This window comes from Caballeronia arationis, from assembly GCF_001544975.2.
GTDB classification, from domain to species: Bacteria; Pseudomonadota; Gammaproteobacteria; order Burkholderiales; family Burkholderiaceae; genus Caballeronia; species Caballeronia arationis.
In genome coordinates this window covers 12,895-30,094 of the sequence record NZ_FCOG02000036.1, presented here as the reverse complement: position 1 = coordinate 30,094, position 17,200 = coordinate 12,895, and the positions used below count along the sequence as shown (strand labels likewise).

The following is a 17,200-nucleotide window of genomic DNA, read 5'->3' as shown; positions in this document are numbered from 1 at the left end:
ATTCTTCGCCCTCGGGAATGCCGGTTGCTTTAGTTCCTCTGACGAAAGGCGGCGCATGAGAGCAGAAAGACGCCGACGCGCCGCATCGGACCGGGCCACCGACAGGCCCGGCCGCGCCGTCGCCAATCGACGTGGGAGGTCGATAATGAATCAGGTCATAGTGGGTGTGTTTGCCTCGTATCGGGATGGACACGAAGCCCTGCGTGCGTTGCAACTGGCGGGGCTCAGGCGCGACGACGCCCACCTTTATCGCGCGGGGCAGCCAGGCGCCCCACAGATCGACGAGGAATGCCTGCCGACGACGGATGCGCACCGCGAGGATGAAGCGGAATATGCCGCTCATGGCGAGCATCAGGGCGTGGTGGGCGCCCGCAACCGCTTCTCGACGGCGAGCGCGAGGCTGCCCGAGCCGCTGCCGGCGAGCGAAGATGCCCCGCCTGCGGAATACCGTGGCCGCACCCTGCTCGTGATCCGCCTGAGTGACGAGATCAAGCCCGGCGCGGTGGGCGAAATGCTGCACGAATACGGCGCCATCGCCGTAAAGGACGGCGCGGGCCACTGGCGCTTCTCCCCTTATCGCAGCGGGTCAAGAACGCCGCGATAGCCAGCACGATCGTGCCAACGCACGATCAGTGATAGCCGGTGCCTCGCTTGACTGCCTCGACCGGACGCACGTCGCTGCTCGTCTCCGGCGCCTCGTGCGTTTCTTCCTGCAACACGGCGTCCGCTTCGGCTTCCGCCGCGGCGAGGCGCATCGCCTCCTGGGTCGCGACTGCACGCAGTGCCCTGCAATGCGCTGCATGCCTCATGTCCGCCAGCATGCGCACGACCTGACGCGTCCTCGTTCTCATCGCTGCCTCCTGCAACAACCGTCCGACATCCTGAGAAATCACTTTAAGTGTAGGTCGCAAATAACCGAACGCAAAGCCTCTTCGCGAAATAGCAACGCTCGTCGAGTCGCGCTGTGCAACGCACCGGATCGCGGCCCGCGCAGACGTCGCGCGAATTAACGATCTCGTACACCCTGCTCCGACGATAGCGGCGCGTGACAGCGGCCGTCGGTGCGCGCGTTCACGTTTCGGTTCGCACGTGTGTTCGTTGCAGCACATCCGAAGGCGTGTGGCTCGCCGTAGCCGAAGGACGCGCCTTGCCTCGCGCGTCCGATCACCGGAGAATCGCGTTGACGCGGCGCCGCCCGTCCGTAGAATGAACCATATGGTTAAATCGGACGCGCGGGCGTGCCCATGCCCGGCGGTCGATCGCAATGCAAGGTGCTTCGCGGGGGAGAAAGCAGATTGACGGACACGACATGGCAGCATTAGAAGAAGGCCGCGCGCGATACCGCATCGATGCAGAAGGGCCCGGCGCCGGCATCGCCATCATGATTCTCACCACGGCGGCGTTCGCGGCAAGCGACTCCACCGTGAAGCTGATCGGCGCGACCGTGCCGCTTCTCGCACTCCTGTGGGTGCGCTATCTGTTCCAGATGATCGTGCTCGGTGTGTGGCTCGCGAAGCGCGGCGCCTTCGGGCTCTTTCGCACGGCGAGCGTGAAGCTGCAATGCCTGCGCGCGGTCCTGCTGCTCACGAATTCCGCATGCACGTTCGCGGGCCTGAGGCACCTTCCGCTGCCCGTGACCACCTCGCTCGCGATGCTCGCGCCGCTCATCTCCACCCTGCTCGCCGCGACCCTTCTGAAGGACAACGTGCCCCGCAGCAAGTGGGCGATGGTCGTGATCGGCTTCATCGGCATGCTGCTCGTCGTGCGGCCGGGCGGCAACGCGTTCAGCTGGACGGTGATTTTTCCGATCGCGGCGGCGACGACCTTCGCGTGCTTCCAGGTATTGTCGAGTCACCTGTCTCGCACCGAAGATGCGATCACGACGAACTTCCTGACCGCGCTCGTCGCGACCATCGTGCTGTGCGTGCTCGTCTGGATGGATCAGGCGGAGACGCTGCCCGCGCTCGGTCAGGTGCGCATCGGAAGCTGGGCGCTCGTCGTGTTGATGGCGTCGATGGCCACGCTCGGGCAACTGCTGATGCTGCAGGCGCTGCGCCGCACGCCGCTGTCCGTGCTGACACCGTTCGGCTATGCGCAGCTCGCATTCGCTTCGCTGTTCAGTTGGGCGTTCTTCGGCCAGGCGCCCGACATGTGGATGTCGATCGGCATGGCCGTGATTGCCGCGAGCGGCATCGGCACGGTGCTGCTGCACGGACGCACGCCGGCGCCCTAGCCGGCGCGCGGATTCTCTCTCGAAGGAGCGTCACATGGACACGCGTTCGATACTCGGCATGCTGCACGCGGAAGAGGCCCTGCTGGTTTCCATCGTCCGATCGATGCCGCCCGACGTGCGCGACCGGATCGTCGGCGACTTTCACGAGCAGGCCTCGATGGCCGAAACGTCGCATGTCGCGACGAGCGAGCGCGAAACGACCGACGCCTTCAAGGCGCATGTGCGACGGCTTTCGAACGTCCTCGCGTCGCTGTCCTAGCGAGCGATTACGGCGTTATGGCACCGCCTGCGATGAATTCGACTGGCCCGTGCAGAGCCAGTGAACGTCGACGTCGAGCGTGCGCGCAATACGCGTGAATGCGGCGAGCGGCGGAACCGTGATGCCGCGCCGCCAGAACTGCACGTCGTGTTCGCTCACGTCGAGCCAGTTGGCCGCTTTCGCGGAACTGACGCCGGCCTTCTGAAGGGTTCTGTCGAGGCGCGCGGCAATCGCGCGCCGAAGTACGTTGTCCTCGTGACTACGTTCGAGGTGTCCGATGGTTTGGGAATATCGCCCCATTTGCTTCAAGTCTCTCGATTTATATTTTTGGCATTGAGCGCCGCGTTTTGCAGCGTCAATTAAATGCTAACTGCCGACGATGACCTCGTCATGACACCGATTAAATCCTACTAATTACACTTTTCTCGCCCGTTCTTACGTGTTTTTCTGGGCTTGCTGCAATGCATGAATTTTCGAGAGCCGGTATGCACCTGTCAACTGCAAAAATAATTTCTAACGATTTCACGCGTAGGTGTTTACTCTCATTGATCTCCAATTACCAAAGCGTGCCGAAAGGCTATCCGGGGAATCCCTGAACAAGCGCTCAAGACCGCGCAGCAAGGGAAATACGACGAACGGCCGTTAATTAATAATCGGCTTCATTCATTGCGGATCTGCATATCAAAGTGTCCCGAGGCCGGTCAAGCAGGGAAAACGCAGTTGACACAAATCGATTAATCCCTAGAATTGATTCTTTCGTTGCGCCGCAACAAACGGCGCGGCACATCACGCTACAAACAGGCCGTTATTTTTAACTGGAGAGTTCACAGATGAGCAGTCTTGCCCCGGAACAAATTGTTGCCTCTCAGAAAGCGGGCTTCGACACGCTGTACGGTCTCGCCGCCAAAACGTTTGAAGGTTTTGAAAAGCTGGTCGGACTGAATGTGCAGGCCGTCCATACGTCGCTGGCAGAAAGCCAGGAGCTGGTGGGCAAGGCGCTGTCGCTTCGCGATCCGCAGGAATTCCTCGCGTTGCAGACTGGCCAGTCGCAGGCTAGCGTCGAGCGCGTGCAAGCCTATTGGCGCGATGTGTACGCCGTCGTGAACGAAACGCGCAGCGCATTCGCCTCCGCGGCCGAAGCGCAACTGAAGAAGTCGCAGGACGACGCCCAGTCGTATGTCGACAGCCTCGCGAAGAACGCGCCGGCCGGCAGCGAAGCGGTCGTGACGGCATGGAAGTCGGCGTTCGGCGCAGCAGCGGAATCGGCGAACTCGGCTTACGAGGCCGCCAAGAAGGCCGCGAAGCAAGTGGTCGAAGCCGCTGAAACCAACGCGAACGCCAGCGCCGCCGCCGCAACCAAGGGCGCGACGCAACTGGTCGAAGCTGGCAAGGCAGCCAGCGCGAAGAAGTAAGCGCGGGCAGTCGCCAGCCACGAAAAAAGCGAGCCGCCCGGCTCGCTTTTTTCTTTTGCGCGGCCCTTCATGGGCCGAGGTTCTTCAGCACGAGTTCGTGAGAGCGCCCGATCCACACCGCGGCGTCGCGATGGTCGCGCAATGCGTCGCCGGTATTGGGGTGCAGGAAAACGTCGAGCAGGCCGTGATTGAGCGTCAGCCATTCGACGATCTCCGCAAAGCGCGCGGGCTCAAACGCCAGCTGATACGACCACATCGGATGCGGGCCGACTGGCCGCTCGTGAAAGCGCCCCATCGTGAGCCTGCCCGCGAAGTGCGCTTCGATCGTCCCGCGAAGCTGCCACGCGGCATCGCGGCTCGCCGCATCGAAGTAGACGTGAGCGTGCCAACTGCTGATCGCCGATGCGTCTGTCGGGGTCATCGTGATTCCTCTTTCAGTGCGATGGCAGGCCGCGTGAAGGGTCCCTGAACCGATTCTAACGATGCTCGCCGACAACCCGCCCGGTTTTTTTCGGCGCCGCTTTTCGTGAGATAGTCGGAGCCTGCCGGAGCGGTCCGGCGGACACGATCTACCCTACTCATCACTCACGTTCAGACGACGCATGAATACATCGAAGCTCTCGTTGCGATCAAGTGCAGTTGCGTTGAGCCTGTTGAGCGCGCTGGGCACACTTGGCGCGCTCTCGTACGCGCCGGCGACCCACGCCGACACGCTCGACGACATCGAAAAGCGCGGCGTGCTGCGCGTCGCTGTACCGCAGGATTTCGCGCCCTTCGGCTCGGTCGGTCCGAGCATGCAGGTGGAAGGGCTCGACATCGACGTCGCCGCGCTGCTCGCGAAGAAGATGGGCGCGAAGCTCGAACTCGTGCCAGTCACGAGCGCGAACCGCATTCCGTATCTGCAAACGAAGAAGGTCGATCTCGTGATCTCGACACTCGGCAAGGACGCCGAGCGCGACAAGGTGATCGACTTCTCGCAGCCCTACTCGCCCTACAACAACAGCGTGTTCGGCCCTGCGAGCCTCAAGGTGGACGGCCCGGCAGACCTCGCCGGAAAGACCGTTGGCGTCGCGCGCGGCACGTTCCAGGACCTGCTGCTCACGAAGAGCGTGCCGCCCACCGCGGTCGTCAAGCGTTACGACGACAACAATGGCATGATCGCCGCCTACGTGTCGGGACAGGTGCCGTTCATCGGCACCGGCGATTTCGTCGCGACCAAGCTAGCCTCGATGATGCCCGCTGACGCGCCGAACAAGCCGGTGCTCAAGTACGTGATCCATGAATCGTCGTGCCGCGTCGGGCTCAACAAGAGCGAGCCGAAGCTCATGACGCGCGTGAACGGCATCCTGACCGACGCCAAGAAGGACGGCGAGCTGAACGCCATCGTGCAGAAGTGGCTACATGTGCCGCTGCCGCAGCAGATGGCGCAGACTTTCGACTGAAGTCGTCAGCTTGAGCGCTCGATTCGCCACGCGACGAGCGCGCCAGTGCCGAGCGTGGACCGCGTGACCGTGAGGCCGCTGGCGAGCGCGAAACGGGCGAGCAGAAAGGCGTCGGCATGCGTCGTCAGTCCCGCGATGACGCTGCCCTGCGACGCCGTCAGGGGTAGCAGGCGGTCGAACCACAACCCGCCGATCTCGTGCCGCAACGGCATCACGCGCGCCCCCGCGATGCGCGCACGAAGCGCGAACGCCCGGCTGTCCGCGATGCGCTCGTCGACCAGTACGGTCAGCCGGGCGCCCTGCGGCTTCGACTGCGCGTCGGACCGGAACATCCACGCGCCCGACACTGCCAGCGAAGCGCCGGCCACGAACTCGCGCCGCGAGCTTCTCATCGTCCGGGCTCCTTCGGATGCGCGGGCCAGATGCCCTGCTTGCCCGGCGACAGAATCCCGTTCGGATCGATCGCCTGCTTGATGGTGTCGGTGAGGCGCATCAGCGCGTGATCGTTGAACCCGTATTGCGAGGCGGCGAGGTCCATGTACGCCAGATGCGTGCGATATTGGCCATAACCCGCCGCGCCCGCGTCCTCGATCAGCGCACGGATCAGCGCGCCCGCGGCGCGGGCCGCTTTCGCATCGTCGCGATCGAAGATGGCCGCGAATGCGTGATGCATGTGGCGCTGGCTCGCCGTGAAGCCGCCGTAGTAATCGAAACCGTATCGTGCGGCGCGGTCGCGGACCATCCGGTATTGCTTCATCGCGTCGCTGCCGCGCGGCGCACACACCGGCGAAAAGTCGACGTGCGCGCCCGAGCCGCCGCGCCAGTTGAGCAGGTTGAATGCTGCAAGGCCCGGTATGCCCACCTGGCTGCGGTCGCCGCCGCCCACGGGTTCGATCGCGGATTCGCGGTACGGCAGTTCGAACAGTTCGGCATCGGCGATGCGCGAGAAGTGCTCGTGAATGCGGTCGCGCCGTGCCTGCACGAGTGTTTTGGGCCCGTACAGGCAGTAACGCAGGTTCCATCGACCGATGCCGATCTTCTTCGCCATCGCGTCGATGGCGGCGTCGGGCATCGCGCCCGGGCCGTCGTACCACTCCTTGCGCGTCGACACGCCGGCGGCCCAGCGCACCGCGCTTTCGATCACCGCGCTGCTCTGGATCGTATCGTCGAGCTTGAGCGGCCGCAGCGTATCGACGACGCGTTCCAGGTCGTCGTCGCGCCGGAACGCATAGCGCGCCAGCAGGTAGCCTTCGGGCTCGGGCATCAGCCACACGCCAAGCTTCGTGACGATGCCGAAGTTCGACTGCATGAACATCGCGTCGTATGACGGTCCGAAGCCAGCCTTGAACACCTGCCAGTCGCGGCTGCCGCTCATCGCACCCATGCCGGTGCGCACGACGTCGCCGTTGGCGAGCACCACTTCCATCCCGCATTGCGCCGCCGCGTGGTCGCCATAGGCCGTCGTGCCGTAGCCGCGCTCGAGCGTGTTGCCGATCACGCTGCCCCAGCCCGCCGCGGGCGGATCGGCCCAGAGCCGCGCGCCGCGCTCCTTGAGCGCTCGATGCAGGTCGTAGTAGCTCACGCCGGGTTCGACGAGCGCAAAGGCGAGCGTCTCGTCGATGTCGAGAATGCGGTTCATGCGCTGCAGGTCGAGCACGACGCTGCCCGAAAGACGCGGCGCTGCGCCGCCATAGGCGAAGTTGCGCCCCGTCGACACGCTCCACAACGGCACGCGAAAACGGTTGGCCACGCCGAGCACAGCTCGGATCTGCTCGACATCCGACGCCATCACGACGGCCGAGGGCCGCCACGTGCGAGCATCGCCGGGTGCGAAAGGATCGAGATAGGCCTCTTGCGCGGAACTTCCGGAAACGACGGCGTCGCGGCCGACAATCCCGGCGAATTCGGCGAGCGCGGATTGAAAATCGCGCTCGGAGACGCCGGGAGGCAGGAGCGGACCGCTCACGGGCCGGCGACTCGCCGCGCGTGCAGGCGCGATGCGGGGAACCGGTCGACCGTCCGGCGAAGCATCAATATCCGCCGCTGCTGCCGCTGCTGGAGCTCGTGCCGGATGAGGTGGACCCCGCGCCGTCGGTCTGGCATCCGGCGAGCGAGACGGCGAGTACCGCAAACACGATCGAAACGATTCGGACGAGCTTCATTCGATTTCTCCAAGGGACAGAACGTGCATGAAGCGACGATGCGCCATGCCCTGCCCTTAGAACGTCGTGCGAGCGCCGAATATTCCATTACGCGCGCGGTTTGAGGTTGATCGGCATCCTGCTCGGCACCATCGTGAAGGCGGAGACTTCCTTGATCGTCGCGGGATCGACGGCCAGCGAGATCTCGAAGTTCGCGGCCAGCATCGACAGCACCAGCCTCATTTCGACGTTCGCCAGGTGGCGGCCCGGACAGACGCGCGGGCCGCCGCCGAATGTCAGGAACGCGCGTGGCTCGTGCGTGCCCCGCGATTCGTCGTGATGATGCATCCAGCGGTCGGGGTCGAATGCCTGCGGCTTCGCGAAGTTCGACGGTTCGAGCATCGCCGGCCGCGTGAGAAAAAAGAGACGCATGCCCGCCGGAATCGCGATGCCGCCGAGACACACGTCCTCGAGCGGCTCGAACGTCTGGATCGCGGCGACCGGGCGCAGCCGGTTCGCTTCGTTGCAGACCGCCTCGCAGAGATCGAGGTTCCTGAGCGCGCCGTAGTCGGGACAGACCGCCGACGCCCCGAGCACCTCGCGCGCATGATCCGCAAGGCGCCGCTGCAGAGCCGCGTCACCGGAGAGGTACATGAGCGCCCAGTTGATCGTGTTGGCGGTCGTGTCCTCGCCGGCCACGAGCAGCGTAAGCACGTTGGCGGCGATCTGCTCATCGGTGATCGCGGAACCGGGAGCATCGCGCGCCATGAGCATCGCTTCGAGCAGATCGTGCGGTTCGCAGGGCTCGTCTCCGGGCGACTGCTGCATGCGCTCGCTCGCACGCCCGATCATCGCGTGGATGTAGCGGTGCACTTCGGCCATCGTGCGATCGAACCTGCGGTCGCGCGGCAAGCGGACGTATCGCCAGTACGGGAACGGCGCGCTCACGCGACGCATGATCTCGGGCAGGATCAGTGCGAGGTGCTCCTGAATGACGCCGTGCTCCTGTTCGAGCGTGTTCGGATCTTCGCCGAACGCGAGCGCGCTCGTCACGTCGACGGTGTAGCGCTTGAGTTCCTCCGTCATCTCAAGCGTGCGCCCTTCCGATGCCGCGCGCTCCAGGCGTCGCCGCAAGCGCTCCGTAATCGCAGCGAGCGCCGGATAAAAGGCCTTGATGTTCGGAATCGACAGGGCCTGCATAACGAGCCTGCGTTGCGGCTCCCACGCGGCGCCTTCGGCGGAAAAGAGACCGTTGCCGCCGATTTCGGCCATCACGGATTCGATCGGCGAAAAGCGGCGATACAGATGCGGTCGTTCGCGCATGACCGTCTGGAACAGGTCGGCCTGCGTCCAGACCGTGACCACCATCGGACCGAGCCGGTAGCGGTACGGCGAGCCATACTCGATAGCCCATCGCTCGAGCACGGTGTGCATCGTGCTCGGCGAAACCTGGAGCGAATTGCCGAGGAGCGGCAGCCCCGGCGGCCCGGGAAGATCGCTCACCTGCTTGACGCCGGCATCGCCGAATTGCTGCACGTCCATCGTCCTGTCCTCGCGTCCGCTACGTGCCTGCTGCGTACGCTCGCGCGCAACGCCGGCCTTCAACCAGCATAGGACATGCGATGGATGCGTAAGCCGGGCATCTGTTCGGGCGCGCGCACCGTGAACATTTTTGCAATTTATTGTTCCACTGGACCACGCGTTTCTGCGGCATTCGACCACAGGCTGTCGTGACCCCTGCTGTCTATTATCTAAGCAGTTCAAGCGAACCTGAATCGCGACGGCCTCAGGTTCATTCGCACACTGGAGGAGGAAATGAGCAGCATCACCAAGGACGAACGCTTCGAGTTGCTGGAAATGATCGCGAGCGAATCGCTCGGCATCACGAGTCTGGCAGCGACCGGCAAACTGACAGCCGACTTTCGCGTGATCGGCGTGGAAAATCTCGCGCGTGCGCTTGAAAGCGCGTATGACCTCGGGCTCGTGACAGGTTATCGCCTGGGCTCGGGGGTCGAATCGTCCGAGGCCGGGCTGGCCGCCTGACAGGCTTCCCGAGAAATTCAACGTTACTTCGATATCCGAATCTTCGGATCTCCGCGAGGCGCATTCGACGCCTCAAAAACTCCTGATTTAAGTACTTCTTGAACCCTTGTCGTATCGGTTCATCCGATCGCGACAATCGTCCGTACACCCAAAAGAACATGGGCTTCATGGGGGATCAAATCTTACGAATCGGCACGTACACTGCCTTCACATTTCAGCTGGTCGAAAGCTCACCCCCGTCAAGCAAGGCCGATGAAGTGCATATTGAAACCCATCAGGAGAAGCAACATGATGAAGAAGGTCTGCATGTCCATTGGTGCTGCACTCATCACGGTGTTCGCGTCGTCCGTCTTTGCCAGCGGTTATGGACCGGCGCCGTTTTATGCTCCGTCGCAAGGCGCGCCGAGTTCGCAACGCGGGATGAGCGAGCAAACGATTGCGGCCGAACAAGCCGGTCAGGGCAACACAACCGATGCGAGACTCGCGAAGGCCCAGCAAGCCGACACGACCGCTCAGGCTCAGCAGTAAGCACGCGCAGGAAAGTGCGTCCGGCGGCGAGCGTCATCGCCGCCGGACGCCGCCTTCGCACCCGATGCTAAACTACTGTACATGCATACAGTAGCCCAACAACCGGACCCTCCCGCCTCGGACGACGCGCCCCGCTACGTCGTCGCGGTCCGCGCACTGTGCGAATTCACCGCCAAATGCGGCGACCTCGATCTCCGCTTCACACCTTCGCCGACAGCCCTCGAAGGCATCGCCGGACACGCGGCGGTGACGGCCCGGCGGCCGGCGGGTTATCTGACGGAGATTGCGCTCGGCGAGGTCTTCGGGCCGCTCCAGGTGCGCGGCCGCGCCGACGGCTACGATCCCGCGTCGAACCAGCTCGAAGAGATCAAGACCCATCGCGGCAAGCTCGATGCGATGCCCGACAATCACCGGCATCTGCACTGGGCGCAGGCGCGCGTCTACGGCTGGCTGCTGTGCAGCAAGCTCGACCTGCCGCAAATACGCATCGCCCTCGTGTATTTCGACATCGCGAGCCAGAAGGAAACTGTATTCGTCGAGACGCAGTCCGCCGACACGCTGCGCGAGCATTTCGTCGAACAATGCGAGCGTTTCATCGCGTGGGCCGCGCAGGAAGTGCGGCATCGCGATACGCGCGACGCGGCGCTCACCGCGCTCGCGTTTCCGCACGAGTCGTTCAGGCCGGGACAGCGCGAACTGGCCGCAGCCGTGTACCGCGCGGCGGTGAACCAGCGCTGCCTGATGGCGCAGGCGCCGACGGGCATCGGCAAGACCGTCGGCACGCTCTTTCCGCTGCTCAAGGCGTGGCCCGCGCAGCAGTTCGACAAGATATTCTTCCTCACCGCGAAAAGCGCCGGGCGGCAACTCGCGCTCGACGCACTGAAGGCGTTGACCGAAGCGTCGGGCCACGCGCCGCTTCGCGTACTCGAACTCACGGCCCGCGAGAAGGCCTGCGAGCATCCGGACCGCGCGTGCCACGGCGAATCGTGTCCGCTCGCGCGCGGCTTCTACGACCGCCTGCCGGAAGCGCGCGCCGCGGCGCTGGCGATCCCGAACCTCGACAAGGCCGCGCTTCGCGAGGTCGCGCTCGCACACGAAGTCTGCCCCTATTACCTGGGCCAGGAAATGTCGCGCTGGAGCGACGTGATCGTGGGCGACTACAACTACTACTTCGACACGAGCGCCATGCTGTTCGCCCTCACTGAAGCGAACCGCTGGCGCGTGAGCGTGCTCGTCGACGAGGCGCACAATCTCGTCGAACGCGCGCGCGGCATGTATTCGGCGACGCTCGACCAGGCCGCCTTCGACGCGATGCGCCGCACAGCGCCCGCCCCGCTCAAGCGGGCGCTTGCGCGCGTCGCGCGGAGCTGGAAGGATCTGGCTGCGGGACAGACGGCCGACTACCTCGCGTCCACGGCGCTGCCGGAATACTTCGTCGACGCCCTGCAGCGCGCGATCTCGCAGATGACCGATTTCGTCGCCGAGCATCCCGACGCCTTCGCGCCCGAGACCCTCTGCTTCTATTTCGACGCGATGCATTTCGTGCGCATCGCCGAGCGCTTCGATACGCATTCGCTCTTCGACATCACGCTCGCCCGCCGCTTTCGCTCGCAGACGCCGAACGCCGTGCTCTGCCTGCGCAACGTCATCCCGGCGCCGCATCTGAAGCCGCGATTCGCGCGCGCGCATTCGGTCGCCCTCTTTTCCGCGACGCTCACGCCCGCGCATTTCTACAGCGACACGCTCGGCTTGCCAGAAACGAGCGTGCGCGTCGAGGTCGCTTCGCCGTTCGTCGCGGATCAATTGCAGGTGCGCGCCATCGCCGATGTATCGACGCGTTATCGCGACCGCGAGCAGTCGGTCGCGCAAGTGGTCGACCTGATCGCCACGCAATATGCGCGCGCGCCCGGCAACTACCTGAGCTTTTTCAGCAGCTTCGAGTATCTGGCGCAGGTGGCGGGCGCCTTCTGCGCGCGTCATCCGCAGGTTCCGGTCTGGGAGCAGGCGCGCGCGATGAGCGAAGCCGACCAGCACGCGTTTCTCGCGCGCTTCGCGCCGGACGGCTGCGGCATCGGTTTCGCGGTGCTGGGCGGCGCATTCGGCGAGGCCATCGACTTGCCGGGTACGCGGCTCGTCGGCGCATTCGTCGCGACGCTCGGCCTGCCGCAGCTCAACCCGGTCAACCAGCAGATGAAAGCGCGCATGCACGAAGCGTTTGGCGCGGGCTACGACTACACGTATCTTTTCCCTGGCTTGCAAAAAGTCGTTCAGGCGGCGGGCCGTGTGATTCGCGGACCCGACGACCGCGGCGTGCTCTATCTGATCGACGACCGCTTCGCGCGGCCCGACGTGCAAAGGCTCCTGCCCGCCTGGTGGCGCGTGGACGTGATGCGGCATTGCGACGCCTGAAACGTTGTGCAGCGGCGCTGCCGCTTTCGATCGCTGGCACCAGCATTGCTATAGCTGGTCACCCACAATCGAGGTGCCATCATGACTACAGTAAAAGCTTCCCCGCAGCCGTCCACCGGGCAGGACGCGCTCGCGATGCTCGAAGCCGACCACCGCGCCATCGAACAGCTTTTCGATGCCTTCGAGCGCGCTCCGAAAGACGACCTCGAACGCAAGACGACGCTCGTGCAGCGCACCTGCGAACTGCTCACGATCCATGCGATGGTCGAGGAGGAACTGCTTTATCCTGGCGCGCGTGGCGCCCTGAAAGGCGACGAAAAGGACGAGGTCGACGAGGCCTATGTCGAGCACTTTCTCGTCAAGACGCTGATCGACAAATTCACCGAGCTGAAAGCCGGCGACGAAGGTTTCGACGCAACCTACAAGGTGCTCTCGGAGAATGTGAAGCATCATGTCGAGGAAGAAGAGGCGACGCTCTTTCCGGAACTGCGCAAGGCCGGAATCGACCTGATGGCGCTCGGCGTAAAGATGGCGGCGCGCAAGGAAGTGCTGCAGAACAGGATCACCGAAGTCGCGACCGCGCACTGAGCGCGGCTGCGCGGGCCACGAGGCCGAACCGGAGTGGAGCGCGATCGATGGCGTACATCGTGTACATGAATACCGGCGATGACGACAACGTGCGCGAGCGCGACCTTTTCGACATCGACGCCGCCGGCTTTCTCGTGGACATGAGCGGCGTGGTGGCCGACGCGTGCGGCATCACCGTGCCCGCCGCGGCGCGTCCCGCGCTGCAACGCGTGCTGCGCCGCGTGACGGCCGGCGACACGTTGCTGATCGCGCGTCTGCACTATCTCGGCAACAGCATCGGAGACGTGGTGATTTCGCTGAAGACGCTTGCGAATCGCGGCGTCGATGTCGTCTGCCTCGAATACGGCCGCTCTAGCCTGACCGCGAGCGGCAGCGACTCGCCGATGCGCGCGCTCGAAATCGCGGTCGAAGTCGAGCGCCTTGCGAAACGCGCGCGGGCGCTGGAGGCCGCGGCAGCGGCCAAGCGCCTCGGATTGCCGCAAGGGCGGCCCGCCTCGCTCACGGACAGCCAGCGCAACCAGGCGCTGCGCGCGCTCGCCGCGGGCAAAACCGTGACGGCGGTGGCGCAGGCGTTCAACACGTCGCGCCAGACGATCATCCGCCTGCGCAACGCGCACTCGCGCGAACAGCCCGATACCTCTGCCGGCTCCTGAGCGCTCGCACATCGAATGTCAGAGCAAGACGCGGATGGTTGGTCCTGCGCTCCCGGATGCACACTGCATGCTTCGAGCAAGGCAGCAGCCTTGCATGGGACCGGAAAAAGGAGCCAAAGCCCCGACTCCGACCGACAGGAGCCATCAATGAAGGTGTTGGAGAACGCGGCGAAGGCCGCATCGGCTGGAGAGCGCGTGGCGGCGGTCGACTGGGTGCGCGTGGAGGATCAACTGGACCGGTTCGGCTGCGCGGTCGTGGAGCAACTGCTGACGCCGCTGGAATGCGAGGCGCTCGTCGAAAACTATGCGCGCGACGACCTCTACCGCAGCCGCGTCGTGATGGAGCGTCACGGCTTCGGACGCGGCGAGTACAAGTATTTCGACTATCCGCTGCCCGACTCGATCGAAGCGCTGCGGAGTTCGGCTTATCCGCATCTCGCGCCGGTCGCGAACCGCTGGAACGAGATCATGAAGATCGACGCGCGCTATCCGGCGCGGCACGGCGAATTCATCGAGCGTTGCCACAGGGCCGGTCAGACGAGACCCACGCCGCTGATCCTGCAGTACCGCGCAGGCGACTACAACTGCCTGCATCAGGACCTCTATGGCGAACACGTCTTCCCGATCCAGCTGGCGATCCTGCTCTCGCAACCCGGACGCGATTTCACCGGCGGCGAATTCGTGCTGACCGAACAGCGTCCGCGCATGCAGTCACGCGCGGAAGTCGTGCCGCTCGCACAGGGCGATGCCGTGGTGTTCGCCGTGCATCATCGGCCCGTGACGGGCACGCGCGGCGCGTATCGCGTGAACATGCGGCATGGCGTGAGCCGGCTGCGCTCGGGGCACCGGCATACGCTCGGCATCATCTTTCATGATGCTCAATAAAGCGCGTTATTCGTTCTCGTCGAAGTAATGCCCGAAGCGCGCCTGCTTCGTCTTGATGTAGCGCTCGTTTTCCTCGCGCATCGGAATGGCAAGCGCGACGCGTTCGCACACCGGGATGTCGTGCTTGAGGAGCGTGTCGAACTTCGACGGATTGTTGCTCATCAGCCGCACCGACTTCACGTTCAATGCGCGCAGGATCGCGGCGGCGGAGTCGTATTCGCGGGCGTCGTCGGGGAGGCCGAGGTGCAGGTTCGCATCGACGGTATCGAGCCCCTGCTCCTGCAGCGCGTACGCGCGGATCTTGTTCGCCAGGCCGATACCCCGCCCTTCATGGCCGCGCAGGTACAGCAGGATGCCGCGGTCTTCCGCCGCGATATAGCGCAGCGCGAGGTCGAGCTGCTCGCCGCAGTCGCAGCGGTACGAGCCGAACACGTCGCCCGTGACGCATTCCGAATGCAGGCGCGTCAGCACCGATTCGCCGCCGCGCACGTCGCCCATCACGAACACGATGTGCTCGATGTCGGTGCGCTTCACGCGATAGACATACGACGCGAACGTGCCGTAGCGCGTCGGAATCGTCGCGGTGGCGGCGAGTTCGACGTCCTCGTTGGGGGCGCACTGGCCGAAGCGGCTCGCCCCGTCCTGCGCGTTCTGCCCGGTCTGTGCGTCTTGCACGGCTTGTGAATCGGAAGCGGTTTTCATGTTTGTTTCGATGAGTCGGGGGCGTCCGCGTGGCCTGACCGCGCGCCGCGGCGCGATGTCAGGTGGCGGCATTTTGCGGCTGCCCGGGACGTCATGTTAAAGCCCCTCGGGAAAGTTTGCAGCTTTTCGCCCTGACATGCAGGGTTTCTGCCGCCGATAGGGCCAGATTGCCGCCCCTGCGGCTATCGAAAGCAGAAAGCAGCGCTTCGTCCGAAATTCATCGCTTGGTAGAGTACGGGGCGGCATCCCAACCACCATTCGTGCAAAGAAGTAAAAATGATCCGTTCACGTTCATCGTTGCGATTCAAGGCGCTCGGCGCCGTCGCTGTCGCGCTTGCCAGCCTTGCCGCCGCGCCTCAAATGGCATCGGCCGCGACCAAAACGCTCGTGTTCTGCTCCGAAGGCAGCCCCGCCGGCTTCGATTCCGCGCAATACACGACCAGCACCGATTTCGATGCAGGCGCCCACGCCGTCTACGATACGCTCGTGGAGTTCAGGCGCGGCGCGCTCGATCTCGTGCCGGGACTCGCCGAAAAGTGGGACGAAGCGCCCGACGCGAAGAGTTTCACCTTCCATCTGCGACACGGCGTCAAGTTCCAGTCGACGCCCTGGTTCACCCCGACGCGCGACTTCAACGCCGACGACGTCGTCTTTACGTTCAAGCGCATGGTCGACCCGAACGAGCCGTTCCAGAAGGCGCATCCGGTCGGTTTTCCTTACCTGACCGACCTCGGGTACGACAAGAACATCGCGTCGGTCGAAAAACTCGACGACTACACCGTGCGCTTCACCCTCAAGACGGCGGACGTGGTGTTCGTGCGCAACATCGCGATGGAGTTCGCCTCGATCGTCTCCGCCGAGTACGCGGCGCAGTTGCTCAAGGCCGGCAAGCCCGAGGACATCAACCAGAAGCCGGTCGGCACCGGCGCGTTCGTGTTCCGCGACTACCAGAAAGACGCGACGATCCGCTACGACGCGAACCCGACCTACTGGAACAAAAAGGACGTGCACATCGACAAGCTCGTCTTCTCGATCACGCCCGATGCCGCCGTGCGCATGCAGAAACTCGCGAGCGGCGAGTGCCAGCTGACGTCGTTCGCGCGTCCCGCCGACATCGTCGCCGCGCGCAAGGATCCCAAGCTCGCGGTTCTTTCGGGGGTCGGCTTCAATGTCGCGTACGTGGGCTACAACACCACGCACAAGCCGCTCGACAACGTGCTGGTGCGTCGCGCGCTCGACATGGCGGTCGACAAGCAGGCGATCATAAAGAACGTCTACGAGGGCGCTGCGACCGTCGCATCGAACCCGATGCCGCCGTCGCAATGGTCGTACAACAAGGCGCTGAAGGACGCCCCGTACGACCCCGCGAAGGCGCGCGACCTGCTGAAGCAGGCCGGTTTCCCAAACGGCTTCTCGATCACGCTCTGGGCGATGCCCGTGCAGCGCGGCTACAACCCGAACGCGCGGCTGATGGCGCAGCTGATCCAGTCGGACTGGGCGAAGATCGGCGTGAAGGCGAACATCGTCAGCTACGAATGGGCCGAGTACAACAAGCGCGCGAAGCAGGACTGCGAGCACGACGCGATCCTCTACGGCTGGCTCGGCGACAACGGCGACCCGGACAACTGGCTCGGCACGACGCTCGGCTGCGACGCCGTGCACGGCAGCAACATGGCGAAGTGGTGCAACAAGCAGTTCGACGACCTGCTCGCGAAGGCGCGCCTCATCACCGACCAGAACGCGCGCACGAAGCTCTACGAGGAAGCGCAGGTCGTTTTCAAGGACCAGGTGCCCTACACGCCGATCGCCCATGCGAACGCCTATCAGCCGATCTCGAAGCGCGTGCACGGTTATCTGATCAGCCCGCTCGGCGGCCACCGGTTCGACGGCATCACGCTCGACTAG

20 protein-coding genes are annotated in these 17,200 nt (G+C 64.3%); 12 read left to right on the top strand and 8 right to left on the bottom strand.

Annotated features, from left to right (window positions below; translation table 11 throughout):
* Nucleotides 1-145 precede the first annotated feature (145 nt).
* Nucleotides 146-604, top strand: a complete 459-nt coding sequence (locus tag AWB81_RS21600) for a hypothetical protein (RefSeq protein ID WP_062638596.1) — start codon at nt 146-148, stop codon at nt 602-604.
* A 25-nt stretch (nt 605-629) separates the two neighbouring features.
* On the opposite strand, the gene AWB81_RS21595 is transcribed toward AWB81_RS21600, so the two are convergent.
* Nucleotides 630-851: a hypothetical protein gene (locus AWB81_RS21595; protein ID WP_062638595.1), complete on the bottom strand. Its 222-nt coding sequence runs from the start codon at nt 849-851 to the stop codon at nt 630-632.
* A 458-nt stretch (nt 852-1,309) separates the two neighbouring features.
* Here AWB81_RS21595 and AWB81_RS21590 point away from each other — a divergent pair, with 458 nt between their 5' ends.
* On the top strand, nt 1,310-2,233 hold the full coding sequence (locus AWB81_RS21590; RefSeq protein WP_062638594.1) for a DMT family transporter: 924 nt from the start codon (nt 1,310-1,312) through the stop codon (nt 2,231-2,233).
* A 34-nt stretch (nt 2,234-2,267) separates the two neighbouring features.
* Nucleotides 2,268-2,492, top strand: coding sequence for a hypothetical protein (locus AWB81_RS21585; RefSeq protein ID WP_062638593.1), 225 nt, complete (start codon nt 2,268-2,270; stop codon nt 2,490-2,492).
* Nucleotides 2,493-2,507: 15 nt separating this feature from the next.
* Here AWB81_RS21585 and AWB81_RS21580 read toward each other — a convergent pair whose 3' ends face one another.
* Nucleotides 2,508-2,792, bottom strand: a complete 285-nt coding sequence (locus AWB81_RS21580) for a helix-turn-helix domain-containing protein (RefSeq protein WP_062638592.1) — start codon at nt 2,790-2,792, stop codon at nt 2,508-2,510.
* A 530-nt stretch (nt 2,793-3,322) separates the two neighbouring features.
* Between AWB81_RS21580 and phaP the strand changes: the two genes are divergently transcribed.
* The gene (phaP, locus tag AWB81_RS21575) at nt 3,323-3,904 is read left to right on the top strand and encodes a TIGR01841 family phasin (protein ID WP_062638591.1); all 582 of its coding nucleotides are present in this window, start codon (nt 3,323-3,325) and stop codon (nt 3,902-3,904) included.
* Nucleotides 3,905-3,971: 67 nt separating this feature from the next.
* On the opposite strand, the gene AWB81_RS21570 is transcribed toward phaP, so the two are convergent.
* Nucleotides 3,972-4,325, bottom strand: coding sequence for a DOPA 4,5-dioxygenase family protein (locus AWB81_RS21570; protein WP_062638590.1), 354 nt, complete (start codon nt 4,323-4,325; stop codon nt 3,972-3,974).
* 181 nt (nt 4,326-4,506) lie between these two features.
* Here AWB81_RS21570 and AWB81_RS21565 point away from each other — a divergent pair, with 181 nt between their 5' ends.
* On the top strand, nt 4,507-5,346 hold the full coding sequence (locus AWB81_RS21565) for a transporter substrate-binding domain-containing protein (protein WP_062638589.1): 840 nt from the start codon (nt 4,507-4,509) through the stop codon (nt 5,344-5,346).
* 5 nt (nt 5,347-5,351) lie between these two features.
* Here the strand turns inward: AWB81_RS21565 and AWB81_RS21560 are convergent, their stop codons facing one another.
* From AWB81_RS21560 to AWB81_RS21545, 4 genes are all read right to left on the bottom strand, one after another.
* Nucleotides 5,352-5,738 carry a hypothetical protein gene (locus AWB81_RS21560; protein ID WP_062638588.1) on the bottom strand — a complete coding sequence of 129 codons (387 nt, stop codon included), beginning with the start codon at nt 5,736-5,738 and terminating at the stop codon, nt 5,352-5,354.
* Nucleotides 5,735-7,312, bottom strand: a complete 1,578-nt coding sequence (locus AWB81_RS21555; protein ID WP_200822529.1) for an FAD-binding oxidoreductase — start codon at nt 7,310-7,312, stop codon at nt 5,735-5,737. Before AWB81_RS21555 ends, AWB81_RS21560 begins: the two co-directional genes overlap by 4 nt.
* 64 nt (nt 7,313-7,376) lie before the next feature.
* A complete protein-coding gene (locus AWB81_RS48310) occupies nt 7,377-7,508 on the bottom strand; it encodes a hypothetical protein (protein WP_268811758.1) in 132 nt (43 codons plus the stop codon).
* 87 nt (nt 7,509-7,595) lie between these two features.
* Nucleotides 7,596-9,029, bottom strand: coding sequence for a cytochrome P450 (locus AWB81_RS21545; RefSeq protein ID WP_062638586.1), 1,434 nt, complete (start codon nt 9,027-9,029; stop codon nt 7,596-7,598).
* 273 nt (nt 9,030-9,302) lie between these two features.
* On the opposite strand from AWB81_RS21545, the gene AWB81_RS21540 reads away from it, so the two are divergent.
* From AWB81_RS21540 to AWB81_RS21515, 6 genes are all read left to right on the top strand, one after another.
* Nucleotides 9,303-9,530, top strand: a complete 228-nt coding sequence (locus AWB81_RS21540) for a DUF6900 domain-containing protein (protein ID WP_062638585.1) — start codon at nt 9,303-9,305, stop codon at nt 9,528-9,530.
* A 288-nt stretch (nt 9,531-9,818) separates the two neighbouring features.
* A complete protein-coding gene (locus tag AWB81_RS21535; protein ID WP_087135098.1) occupies nt 9,819-10,058 on the top strand; it encodes a hypothetical protein in 240 nt (79 codons plus the stop codon).
* An 81-nt stretch (nt 10,059-10,139) separates the two neighbouring features.
* Nucleotides 10,140-12,467, top strand: a complete 2,328-nt coding sequence (locus tag AWB81_RS21530; protein WP_062638584.1) for an ATP-dependent DNA helicase — start codon at nt 10,140-10,142, stop codon at nt 12,465-12,467.
* A gap of 81 nt (nt 12,468-12,548) precedes the next feature.
* Nucleotides 12,549-13,055: a hemerythrin domain-containing protein gene (locus tag AWB81_RS21525; protein ID WP_062638583.1), complete on the top strand. Its 507-nt coding sequence runs from the start codon at nt 12,549-12,551 to the stop codon at nt 13,053-13,055.
* A gap of 47 nt (nt 13,056-13,102) precedes the next feature.
* Complete coding sequence (locus AWB81_RS21520; protein ID WP_062638582.1) at nt 13,103-13,708, top strand: recombinase family protein; 606 nt, start codon at nt 13,103-13,105, stop codon at nt 13,706-13,708.
* A gap of 147 nt (nt 13,709-13,855) precedes the next feature.
* Nucleotides 13,856-14,593, top strand: a complete 738-nt coding sequence (locus tag AWB81_RS21515) for a 2OG-Fe(II) oxygenase (RefSeq protein WP_062638581.1) — start codon at nt 13,856-13,858, stop codon at nt 14,591-14,593.
* Nucleotides 14,594-14,599: 6 nt separating this feature from the next.
* Here the strand turns inward: AWB81_RS21515 and ribA are convergent, their stop codons facing one another.
* The gene (gene ribA, locus AWB81_RS21510; RefSeq protein ID WP_062638580.1) at nt 14,600-15,295 is read right to left on the bottom strand and encodes a GTP cyclohydrolase II; all 696 of its coding nucleotides are present in this window, start codon (nt 15,293-15,295) and stop codon (nt 14,600-14,602) included.
* A 276-nt stretch (nt 15,296-15,571) separates the two neighbouring features.
* Here ribA and AWB81_RS21505 point away from each other — a divergent pair, with 276 nt between their 5' ends.
* The gene (locus tag AWB81_RS21505) at nt 15,572-17,200 is read left to right on the top strand and encodes an ABC transporter substrate-binding protein (RefSeq protein WP_062638579.1); all 1,629 of its coding nucleotides are present in this window, start codon (nt 15,572-15,574) and stop codon (nt 17,198-17,200) included.